Origin of the sequence: Microcoleus sp. T2B6, assembly GCF_036700475.1 — a bacterium.
Taxonomy (GTDB): Bacteria; Cyanobacteriota; Cyanobacteriia; order Cyanobacteriales; family Microcoleaceae; genus Microcoleus.
On the sequence record NZ_JAUBOZ010000162.1, the window covers coordinates 1 to 10991 of the forward strand.

Below are 10991 nucleotides of genomic sequence, written 5' to 3' on the forward strand. Positions count from 1 at the left end.
TTCTGCCTCCTGCCTCCTGCCTCCTGCCTCAAAACTCCAATTTCTAGCGGAGGGCTGCAAAGGTGAGATGCTCCCAAAACTATTGCCCTCTTAGTGGCTGCCCGATGTTTCTGCCGCAGCGCCCATTGAGTCGGGTTTGAGCTTAAACCGGTTCAACGAAGAGGTGAAATTTCCTTGAATTTTTACCGGATTGCCTTCCCCAGACTGCGTTCTGTGCAAGTTATATGCCCAACACCTTAATAGAAGATTGCCCGTTGGTATTTGGGGTTTTGAGGGGATTTCCCGCCCGAAAAATAGGGTTTACAAGTAGCTGGCAGTGGCATCGAGAACAAGTGCTGCCTCGTCTTGTTGAGGTAAAAGTTAACCCCGCGCCGGTAAATGCTTTCGGCAGATTTGCAGCGGCCGGGGTCTAGGTATTTCGATTCATGGCTGTCTTGTTTTTACCTTGACCACAGACTCGATCGGGGATTGGTGAATGCAGGGAACAGACTTTACTGTAAAAAAGTAAAGCATTTAATTTGCGACAATAATTCCCCGCGCGATCGCAAGAGAGGCTTACACAAGGATTTGGGCCGCGAGGAGCAAATTGATCGCCCTTCGAGCATCCTTACTTGCACCCCCGGTCTTGAGGCCGCAGAAATTTCTCCAGAATCTTAATATTCAGAATTATTAGTATTGACAGTGAAACAAAGTTAATCTAATGTGTTGTAATTGATATAAGTAAAGTCCAATAAGCGAGGTACGGTCAATGGCAGAAACAGCTACAGCACCCTTAACAGGAAAAGGTCTGCTTCAAAAAATCAAAGGCAGTGATTTGCCACGCAGAGAACTTGCAAAGCTTTGCGGCTACTTCACTGTCAGCAAAAGTGGAGAAACCCGGATTAATCTGGCTGAGTTTTACGATGCAGTGTTAGCTGCTAAGGGCATTGAGCTAGAGAAGTCTAAAGCAGACGGACGCGGGCGAGAAGCGAGTTATCGAGCTAGCGTTCACAAGAATGGCTCGATCGTGATCGGGGCAAATTATACCCAAGAAATGGGATTAAAGCCGGGAGACGAGTTTGAAATTAAGCTCGGATACAAGCACATTCGCTTGATTCAGATCGATGTGGACAGACCGGATGTGGAAGTGGATGATGAAGAGGAGGATACAGAAGAATAAAGGCGATTCCCTGCGGGATAGCTTCGCCGCGCGTGATGCAGTCAGCCGATAGCAAGGCGACTGGATTTGGGATTCGCTACACGAGTATTTGCGCGCCACCCTTCAATTTAACTGATGAGCTGTCTTGACTATTTCTATTTTCTCTTGTCCCGCAAAGACTACAGTGCCTCTGAACTTCGCAAAAAGGGGCAAGAGAAAGGTTTTGGCAATGAGGAAATATTGGAGGCGATCGCGCAAATTCAAGACCGCGGCTATCAGTCCGACACTCGCTTGGTGGCAAACTCGATCGCCTCTGGTGCAGGCAAATACGGGAAGTCGGCCATCAAGCGCAAGTGCCTGCAAAAAGGAATTACCAACGATTTGTTCGAGCAAGTCTGGGAAGAAGAAATTGCCGAAAATCAGGACTCCGAAGCAGAAAAACTGGCCGAATTAAAAGCCAAAGTCATGCGGAAATACAAGATCGATACTTGGGGTAAAGCCGATCCGAAAACCAAGGGGAAAGTCTTGAATTACCTGCAATACAGGGGCTTTAATGCCTTTGAAATTTGGCGACAGTGGCAAACAGAAGAAGAAGATGAGTAAATAGTAGGGCCACGCAAATAGGTGCGGCCCAGATAGGCAAGCACAACTACACTGCTGCCGACGGGGCTAAAGTGTAAGTTCTGAGTTTTCGTAAATGTATGTCAATCCTCAGCGTTGACTAAATAAGATTCGTACATCTGCCGGTGTCTGGCTAAAAGTTCGAGATATTTCTCGTTGATTTTGGCCAGCATCCATTTCTCTTGAAAAATGGCGGCGGATTCTGCTTTCACCGGATCTGCTTCTAGCGGCAAAATATCTTTTCGAGCGGCGGTTTGCTCAGCAACAGACTTCAGTTTCTGAGGGTTTTGCTGGTATTTTCGACCGCTTTTGTGGTTGGCGTAGCGACGCGATCGAGTATACCCCATCTGCAAGAACTTGCGAGCCATGTCGGCTCCCACAAAATCATCGGCATCGAGATACTCTAAAAACAAGGAGTAAATTTTGCTGCTGGACTCCCTGGCAATTTCAGGAGTCTTAAATCTCCAGAAAGGCAAAATTTCTCCTTTGTAGGGTTCCACCAAAAGCACTCCCTGTTCTCCTTTCCCTACCCGATAAAGTTCCGGGTGCTGTCGAAAGTCGATGTTCTTAAAATCCGCATGGTAGTCGAACTGCTTCATTGGGCGTTTTCTGTTCTATCTGGAACTATAGAAGCCCGGGGTTTACCTTCGTCTGGTTGGGTATAAACCCAGGCCCAAGCAATGAAGACAGCTTGAAAAGGCAGCCTCAACCAATACAGTAATTGGTTGTGGGGAATCCCTTCTATCGGAATGTTGTTGACGGCTTGATTGATATTAGCTGGAAACACGGCAATAAACAAGGCAATTAATCCCCACGCCGCCGCCCTGCTGACAGGAGGAACTAACAGCCCAATTCCGCCCAAAATCTCGAAAAAACCGCTGATATAAACCAAGGCTTCCGGGTAAGGAAGCTGGGGCGGCACAATTCTGATAAAAGGTGCGGGTACTGCAAAGTGCAGCACCCCTACAATACTGATAGCTACTGCAAGAATAACTCGCCAAATTTCTTTTTGACTTTTCATGGGCAATGGGTAATTAATAATTGTTAAATTGCTGCGATAATGCTTGCCAAAATTCGCTATTTGCGATATTGATGACAAGAAAACTGAGCCCCAAAAATTCCAGCTTTCCGGGGTTGTCTACTCTTGCGGGTGGCTGTAACGATTTTATTTCGTAGAAAAACCAGGTTTCTGGGTAACTCCCAGACAAGTTTTCACAGCCCCAAACCGGAGGAAGCGAGAACTGGAATCGGAGGCCTGGGCGTTGAGTGCCCAAAACAACTAGCGCGCATTTTGATAACAAGATTTTAATGTCTAGTTCCCTGCTGCTGTCTCTATCTTCGGGTAGTAAAACATGATTATTGTTCCGGCTGTGGCTTCTTCAGCAGCCAAAGCAGGGGGGATTTTCTCGATCGACAAATGCACCACCGCTTAACATTCAATACGCTTGGGTTAAAACTATTTATTCCGGGCGAGATCCCTCTCGCATCCCCCTTAAGAAGGGGAGTAGGGGTTGACTTTGAGTAAGTTCTTCTCCCCCCCTTTTTAAGGGGGGTTAGGGGGGATCGAGCTTAACTGAACCGTATTGGCTTAACATTCAATAAATCATCCCCGCAATTGATGAGTGTGATTGCTGCTAAATTTGACCTAGCCTTCCAGACGCTTCCCTACCCTACCCTACGGGAACCCCTACGGGGAACGGGAACCCTGGCGGGAAGATAGCTTTGCTAGCCCGTACCTTGATGAGACTTATTAAGGCGAGTAATTTGTCAATAACTTTTAGAATTATTTAATATTTGCGCTTTGAGAATTATTGCCAGAGGCAATTCGGGAACGCTCTGTAATTAAAATTACCCTCTCAAGTTTGAATTTTGTCCACTTCCGACAGATGCTAGAATGAATGAAATTATCGGATTTGCTAAAAAGTCGATCGCCGTAGCAAATCCTAAAGCATCCTGCTGGAATTCAAAATAGTCACCAACGGCAGGAACTTTTTAGCCGCCACATGATTCAAAAAGATTGAGCCTCCAAGCGCTGTGTCATTTTTATCTACACGCAATCAATCACCCACGACCATGAACACCTCACTTAACACCTCTAAATTAAGCCTAAACCGGAGACTGCGACAATCGTTGTTTGCAGGCATCATTTCCACCGCAGCTTTGGCTAGTGGATGGGTTCCCGGTTTATACACACAATCCCCAAACCTCGTTTTCGGAGCAGCAGCCCAAGCTCAAGAAATTAGCAGCGAGGAAATTACTAGCTACGCTCGCGCTGTGTTGGCAATAGAACCCAGACGGGTGGAAGCTTTTAACGAAATTAAAGGAATGGCTGGGGGCTCGGTTCCCAGAGTAGTGTGCAACGAAACTCAGGAAATTAATAAGCTGTCGGGAGGTGTTCGTGGCATCGCGGTGAATTACTGCCAACAAGCTAAAAAAGTTATCGAAGGCCAGGGTTTGACAGTGAGTCGCTTCAACCAGATCACTTTGCTCCAGCAAGCGAATTCGGGAGTCAAACAGCAAATTCAAGCCGAGCTCCTGCGACTGCAACAAGCGGGCAATAAATAAGCTTGAGGGTTTGAGTCTTTCTTTCTCTCCCGTTCTATTAGACTTCTCCATAAAAGCTTGTTCAGGGCAGGCAGGATGCCTAAGCGCTACCTCCCCCCAACAATATATTGGAGATTTAAATTGTTCGAGTTCCTAGACGGTAGGCAAAATTTTTTGCAAAAAAAGCGATCGTCTGCGATAAAGTGCTTGACAAAATAACATAAATTTGGTAATAAGGCCAGAACGGGAGCGGTCAGAGAGATGAATTTTTTTCAACTGGCTGTAAGTCGCAATGAGATATAGCGATCGCCAACACGATTAAAACGTTTTTAATTTTTGAAACATGAGCTGAAGATGGGAACTTCTGTCTTCCTTATTCCTTCGGCTATAAAAAGATATTCCTCAAAAACTAGATGTCAAGTGAATGGCTCTGAGGAATAGAATATAAAAATGCTAACTTTCACCAAACATTTACCTGCAAATCCCGATGCTGTTGTCAGCTTTACTTTACCAATGACAGCCGACGATCGCACTCGCAGCCGCCACCGATTCGAGACAGAAACGGGGGAAAAGCTCCACCTGAGTTTACCCCGAGGTACGGTACTGCGCGATCGAGATTTATTGCAGTCGGAAGACGGTAGCTGTTTGGTACTGGTAAGTGCAAAACCCGAACTCGTGCTGACAGCGCGGGCATCAAGTCCGCTGCTACTGATGCGGGCGGCTTATCATTTAGGAAACCGTCACGTAGCTTTAGAAATTGCCGATAATTATTTAAGACTTTCTCCCGACTCTGTGTTGCAGGGAATGCTCGAAAAAATGGGTTTGGAAGTAACAGAGGAAATTGTGCCGTTTCAGCCAGAAATGGGCGCTTATGGACACAACCATTAGGAATGGGGCATTGGGCATTGGGCATTGGGCATTGGGCATTGTAACCAACAGTCAACAGTCAACAGTCAACAGTCAACAGTCAACAGTCAACAGCCAACAGCCAACAGCCAACAGTCAACAGTCAACAGTGAACAATCAACTTTTATCTTTGTTGCAGTTAGCTTTTGCACCTGTGGGAGCTTATAGTTATTCTGAGGGAATCGAAAGTCTGGTAGAAACCGGTGCGATCGACAGCGAGATTAATTTGAGAAATTGGTTAGAAAATTCGCTGCAATTCGGGGCTGTGCGAGTAGAAGCCGCTGTGGTGGTAAGGGCTTTGAGGGCGGCACAGATAGGGGATTTGACGGCTTTGAATTACTGGAATGCTTGGGCGACTGCTGCGAAGGAAACAGAAGAGTTGCGCTTGCAAAGTTGGCAAATGGGGCGGACTTTGGTCAGGTTGCTGCTGGATTTGCGTGAAGCGAAGCTATCCCGCAGGGAATCGCCCGTTGCTTCTGGGTTAACAACAATTGTAAAAGATTTGGTGGAATTGGGCGGCAATCCGTGCAATTTTGCGATCGGCTTTGGCATTGCCGCCGCCAACTGGCAGATTGAAGAGGAAGCGGCCGTGTTAGGATATTTGTACAGTTGGGCTGCCAATTTGGCGAGTGCGGGCGTGAAACTGATTCCCCTCGGTCAAACCGCCGGTCAACAGTTACTGTTAGATTTGCAGTCTCAAATTAGCTGTACGACGCAAGAAGTTTTAAAATTAGAAGATGATGAGCTTGGCAGTTGCAGTTGGGGATTAGGACTGGCTAGCATGGCGCACGAAACTCAGTACACTCGCTTGTTTAGGAGTTGAAAATCAGACAATCCAAAATCTAATTAGTAAGGTGCGTCAGAACCCCAAAGCCTCGATAATCGTTCCATAACTCCGTCTGACGCACCCTACAACTACAACTCGGTTGTTTCGGAGTTGAAAATCAGCAAATCTAAAATCTAAAATCTAAAATCTAAAATTGCTATGGGTGCTTTTCGTGTAGGAATTGCTGGGCCAGTTGGTTCGGGGAAAACAGCTTTACTGGATGCTTTGTGCAAGGCGCTGCGGCAGCACTACCAGATTGCTGTAGTTACTAATGATATCTATACTCAGGAAGATGCCCAGTTTTTGGTTCGCAGTCAAGCTTTAGAGAGCGATCGAATTTTGGGCGTAGAAACGGGAGGCTGTCCCCACACAGCTATCCGCGAAGATGCTTCCATTAACTTAGTAGCGATAGAAGAGTTAGAACAAAAATTCACTGATTTAGATTTAGTATTTGTCGAAAGCGGCGGCGATAACTTGGCGGCCACTTTTAGCCCGGAGTTAGTAGATTTAACAATTTACGTAATCGATGTCGCTGCGGGCGATAAAATTCCGCGCAAAGGCGGGCCAGGAATTACTAAATCTGATATGTTGGTAATTAATAAAACAGACCTCGCACCTTATGTAGGAGCAGATTTAGGCGTGATGGAACGGGACTCGAAAAAAATGCGGGGGGAGAAACCTTTTGTTTTTACTAACTTGAAGACAAAGGAAGGATTAGAATCGGTAGTTAATTTTGTTAAATTGAATATTGGTGATAATTAGGGATTAAGCGCGCGATCGTCCATTCCCAATGCTAAAATTCCCAAAATTTTACCCAAATTGGTAAGCAAAGTTTCGGTTGTCTCAACAAAAACCGCTTGTCCTTCGAGTTTTAAGAATTTCCACCTATCTCCTGTAGTGACAGCCCCATAAATTGTGGTAATCTCATTACCTTCACGCTCGTTGAAGATTTTAGCTGCTAGCATTTCAGCTATGCACTGTCCCAATCCCGAATTAATGTTTTCCTTTTTAGCCTCTACAATAGCAATGACTGGGGCTTTTACAATCAACAATTCTGGCGATCGACTTATCAGAAAATCACAATTCCCATTCAGCCCTCTTTCAGCATCTACAGTAAAATCAATGCCAGAAAATAAGCTCACGCGATGGTGCAAAAGTTTTCTCACTTCCATTAAAATCGGCGCGATAATCAGTTCCGAACGCGATTTTTCTGTATTGCTACCGAGAGCTACAGGCAGATTTTCTTGCAAAGTTTCTGTCAGTAATCTACTGTACTCTAACTCTGGTGCAGGAGTGAAGATTTCGACTATTTCAGAATAAGCTAAGTCAAAGGTTTTCAAAACTCTGTCTAAATTAAAGTCACTGTAGGCCATTTGACTTTCTCCTTATTACAAATTCTCGTTAAGCGAAGCTATCCCGAAGGGAATCGCCTATTTACTTTAACACTCCCTACCCTACTACCAATTCCCTGACCAAATTAGCCAAACGTTCTGTACTGTCTGTCACCGCTAATTGAGCAGCAGCTTGAGACATTTTTTCCAAATATTCGCAATCTCTTAACAAATACAAAACTTTGCTTTGCAACACATCTGCTGTCAGTTCGCTTTGACGGAATACCACAGCGGCGCCGGCTTTAGCAAATACTTCCGCATTAAATCTTTGGTGGTCGTCAGCCGCGTGAGGAAAAGGAATTAAAATAGAAGGTACGCCCGTCACTGCTAATTCTGTCAGAGCACTGGCGCCCGATCGACTAATTGCTAAATTTGCTCGCTGCAACAAACTCGCCACATTGTCGTAAAATGGCATAGACAAATATTGCTCGTGTTTCAAACTCTCAGCATCCGGGTCATTATTTCCGGTGAGGTGAACCACCCAAGCACCCGCATCAAACCAAGCCGGAGCACACTCGCGCACTAACTTATTGACTGCGACAGCACCTTGAGAGCCGCCCATGACTAAAATAACAGGTACGTTGTCAGGAATTGGCAAATTTAGAGGTTGGCGGGTGAGGAATTGCGATCGCACCGGTGTACCCGCAACCACGGTTTTCGCGCGGGGTAAATGCTGGGCTGCTGCTTCAAATCCGATCGCCACAGCAGTGCACAAAGGACTAAACCAGCGCGTCACCTTCCCCGGAATTGCATTAGATTCGTGGAGAATCACCGGCAAACCCAAAGAACGAGCCGCTAGAATTGCAGGTGCTGCGATGTAACCGCCGGTAGTAAAGACTCCCTGAAAATTTCCCGCTTTGAGCAATTTCCGCACATGAAGGATCGAGCCGACGAGTCCGCCCAAAATTCGCACTGTACCGAGTCCAAATCGCTGCTGAAAGCCTTCAACGGCGATCGTGTGGAGGGGGTAAAGGGATGAAACTAACTCGGTTTCCATGCGGTCTGGGACTCCTAGCCATTCGATCTGACAGTCGTTCAACTGACTAGCGGTGGCGATCGCGGGAAATAAATGTCCACCAGTGCCACTAGCTGCAACCAACAACCGGAGGGGGGCTTTTGTCAAGGTATTTGTTTCTTTTTTTACAAGTACAAGTTCCACAGGTCGATCAATTTTATATTTGAGGTTTTAGATTATTATGCTTATTATTCCGGCAGTTTCAGCCAATTTTGAATCAGCCATCTAAAATTAGATTGTGCCGTGTCCCTGCTTCCGCTGTCAGTTTTCGTTGCAGGCGAACAGTTGCCCAAGCTACGACCCCTGACAAATAACCAAATTATCATCTAATGCGTAATTTTTTGAATTTAGTGCCAAGTGCATCTCAGTATTTTTGCAGCCGTCGGGACGAAAAAGCCGATCCTCTTCGAGGGCTGCGCCAACGGGCGATCGTTTTTGGCTTTAACTGCGGGCAGTCGATCGCTCAAATGTTGTTATGTTTAACAGTGGTAAGTGCTGGGGTGCTGCATCCGAGTGCGGTAAGAGCGATCGGTGCGATCGCCGCGACTCCCCAAACGATCGCCCAAACCCCTGCAAATGCGCCTGCCCCACTCACAAAAGTGCTAACAGAAATTGACGCAGCGGCCAATCGGCGCGATGTCAAAGCAGTCATGGCATTTTACAGTCCGAGTTTCACTCATTCTGATGGCTTAAACACCCAAAGCATGGCAAAAGCCCTCACCCAACTCTGGGAGAGATATCCGAGTTTAAATTATCGCACCGAGATCAAATCTTGGAAAACCGAAGGTAGCGCGATTCTCGCAGAAACCATAACTACAATTGCCGGCACTCAAAAAAAGGATGGCAGAGAATTAACTCTCAAAGCTACCATCCGTTCCCAGCAGCGCTTTGAAGGTGAAAAAATAGTTAGTCAAGAGATTTTAGCAGAACAAACTCAGCTTAGTTCTGGCAATAATCCTCCCACAATTGAAGTAAATTTGCCGGAGCAAGTTAAGGTAGGCGAAGATTACTATTTTGATGCCATTGTACGAGAGCCGATCGGCGATGATATTTTAATAGGGACTGTTTTGGAGGAACCCATTACCGAAAAAACCTTTTTTAATCCCTCAGAAGTCGAGCTAGAGTTGCTAAATGCCGGGGGAATTTTTAAAGTAGGTAAAGCTCCGGCTACGCCCGAAAATCGGTGGGTTTCAGCAGTTTTGATGCGACAAGGCGGAATTGCAACAGTTAGTGTGCGATTGCGGGTTGTCAAGTAATAAAATAGGTGTTATGGGCATGGGGCATGGGGCATGGGGCATGGGGCATGGGTAATGGGTGATTGGTGATTCGTGATTAGTAAGTGGTATAAGCTGTTGTGCATTTAATTTGTATGTTGAGGGCGGGCTCTCCTGCCCAACCCCTACTCCCCACAAGAGGAAATTTTTATTTTACTATGCAATTTAAATGCGGATTAGCTTAGCGGTTATTAGTCACAGGAGATACATATTTGAAGATAAAAAAATCTCATTAAAGGAATTAAACATACCTCACTATAGCCATAAAGGCTATAGCAAATAACAACTAACAAATAACAAAACTAACAAATAACCAATGACAACCGTCAACAGCCAACAGTCAACAGCCAACAGTCAACTGACAACTGACAAAAAATGATTTATATCCAAAATCAAATTGTTTTCATTACAGGTGCGAGTAGCGGTATCGGAGCAGCCTGTGCCAAGATATTCGCCAAAGGTGGAGCCAAACTAATTTTAGCAGCCCGCCGTCTTGAAAAGCTCGCTCTACTAGCAAACGAACTTGTAGAAACAAAATCCATCGCATCGGCGAACGAGATTTATTTGCTAGAATTGGACGTGCGCGATCGCCCGCAAGTTGAATCGGCGATAGTGGCGCTTCCCGATGCCTGGAAAAACATCGATATTCTGATTAACAATGCGGGATTGAGCCGTGGTTTAGACAAACTGCACGAAGGCAACTTTCAAGATTGGGAAGAAATGATTGATACCAATGTTAAAGGCTTGCTTTACATGACTCGTGCGATCGTGCCGGGAATGGTAAGCCGAGGCCGCGGCCACGTAGTGAATATCGGGTCAATAGCAGGCCGCCAAGCTTATCCGAAAGGTAATGTTTATTGCGCTTCCAAAGCAGCAGTGAGAGCTATTTCTGAAGGGTTAAAACAAGACCTTTTGGGAACACCAGTGCGGGTGACAGAAATAGAGCCTGGTTTGGTGGAAACAGAATTTAGTAATGTCCGGTTTCACGGCGATGCAGAAAAAGCCAAAAATGTCTATCAAGGATTGACACCGCTGACTGCGGACGATGTGGCCGATGTCGTGTATTTTTGCGCGACGCGATCGCCCCACGTCAATATTAGCGAAGTCTTGCTAGTTCCGACAGACCAAGCTAGTGCAACTCTGGTTCACCGAAAAGAGTTGTGAGTTTTTAGTGTTGACATAGCTCCTCGTCCTTTCATGAGCGAGGATTCCTTAACGCTTCACAGCAACGCGCTACCAAAGTAGTCTTACCGTCGCTCCACGTCCGTTTAGAGTC

Annotated in this window: 13 protein-coding genes; 9 read left to right on the forward strand and 4 right to left on the reverse strand. The window is 46.0% G+C overall.

The window, feature by feature from the left end:
• Positions 1 to 224 precede the first annotated feature (224 nt).
• The 3 genes from QUA00_RS34780 to QUA00_RS34790 all read left to right on the forward strand — a co-directional run bounded on the left by QUA00_RS34780 (position 225) and on the right by QUA00_RS34790 (position 1741).
• Positions 225 to 413: a hypothetical protein gene (locus tag QUA00_RS34780; RefSeq protein ID WP_333301178.1), complete on the forward strand. Its 189-nt coding sequence runs from the start codon at positions 225 to 227 to the stop codon at positions 411 to 413.
• A 335-nt stretch (positions 414 to 748) separates the two neighbouring features.
• Entirely contained in the window at positions 749 to 1159 is a 411-nt protein-coding gene (locus QUA00_RS34785) for an AbrB family transcriptional regulator (protein ID WP_293126913.1), read from the forward strand.
• 114 nt (positions 1160 to 1273) lie between these two features.
• A complete protein-coding gene (locus QUA00_RS34790) occupies positions 1274 to 1741 on the forward strand; it encodes a regulatory protein RecX (RefSeq protein WP_333142865.1) in 468 nt (155 codons plus the stop codon).
• Between the two features lie 101 nt (positions 1742 to 1842).
• Here QUA00_RS34790 and QUA00_RS34795 read toward each other — a convergent pair whose 3' ends face one another.
• Together QUA00_RS34795 and QUA00_RS34800 are read right to left on the reverse strand one after the other, a co-directional pair.
• Positions 1843 to 2358 (reverse strand): DUF4385 domain-containing protein, encoded by a 516-nt coding sequence (locus QUA00_RS34795; protein ID WP_333142866.1) that lies wholly within the window; start codon positions 2356 to 2358, stop codon positions 1843 to 1845.
• On the reverse strand, positions 2355 to 2780 hold the full coding sequence (locus QUA00_RS34800; protein WP_333108604.1) for a DoxX family protein: 426 nt from the start codon (positions 2778 to 2780) through the stop codon (positions 2355 to 2357). The genes QUA00_RS34795 and QUA00_RS34800 overlap by 4 nt, the downstream gene beginning before the upstream one ends.
• 1052 nt (positions 2781 to 3832) lie before the next feature.
• Between QUA00_RS34800 and QUA00_RS34805 the strand changes: the two genes are divergently transcribed.
• From QUA00_RS34805 to ureG, 4 genes are all read left to right on the forward strand, one after another.
• Positions 3833 to 4324: a DUF4168 domain-containing protein gene (locus tag QUA00_RS34805; protein WP_333142867.1), complete on the forward strand. Its 492-nt coding sequence runs from the start codon at positions 3833 to 3835 to the stop codon at positions 4322 to 4324.
• Between the two features lie 429 nt (positions 4325 to 4753).
• Positions 4754 to 5191, forward strand: coding sequence for an urease accessory protein UreE (ureE, locus tag QUA00_RS34810; RefSeq protein ID WP_333142868.1), 438 nt, complete (start codon positions 4754 to 4756; stop codon positions 5189 to 5191).
• 127 nt (positions 5192 to 5318) lie between these two features.
• Positions 5319 to 6032 (forward strand): urease accessory protein UreF, encoded by a 714-nt coding sequence (locus QUA00_RS34815; RefSeq protein ID WP_333142917.1) that lies wholly within the window; start codon positions 5319 to 5321, stop codon positions 6030 to 6032.
• Positions 6033 to 6194: 162 nt separating this feature from the next.
• Positions 6195 to 6797, forward strand: a complete 603-nt coding sequence (gene ureG / locus QUA00_RS34820; RefSeq protein WP_333142869.1) for an urease accessory protein UreG — start codon at positions 6195 to 6197, stop codon at positions 6795 to 6797.
• Here ureG and QUA00_RS34825 read toward each other — a convergent pair.
• Complete coding sequence (locus QUA00_RS34825; protein WP_333109250.1) at positions 6794 to 7408, reverse strand: hypothetical protein; 615 nt, start codon at positions 7406 to 7408, stop codon at positions 6794 to 6796. The genes ureG and QUA00_RS34825 overlap by 4 nt on opposite strands.
• Positions 7409 to 7484: 76 nt before the next feature.
• Positions 7485 to 8549, reverse strand: coding sequence for an undecaprenyldiphospho-muramoylpentapeptide beta-N-acetylglucosaminyltransferase (gene murG / locus QUA00_RS34830; RefSeq protein ID WP_333413069.1), 1065 nt, complete (start codon positions 8547 to 8549; stop codon positions 7485 to 7487).
• A 221-nt stretch (positions 8550 to 8770) separates the two neighbouring features.
• Between murG and QUA00_RS34835 the strand changes: the two genes are divergently transcribed.
• Both QUA00_RS34835 and QUA00_RS34840 read left to right on the forward strand, forming a co-directional pair.
• A complete protein-coding gene (locus QUA00_RS34835) occupies positions 8771 to 9697 on the forward strand; it encodes a nuclear transport factor 2 family protein (RefSeq protein WP_333413071.1) in 927 nt (308 codons plus the stop codon).
• 393 nt (positions 9698 to 10090) lie between these two features.
• Entirely contained in the window at positions 10091 to 10879 is a 789-nt protein-coding gene (locus QUA00_RS34840) for an SDR family oxidoreductase (RefSeq protein WP_333413072.1), read from the forward strand.
• Positions 10880 to 10991 lie beyond the last annotated feature (112 nt).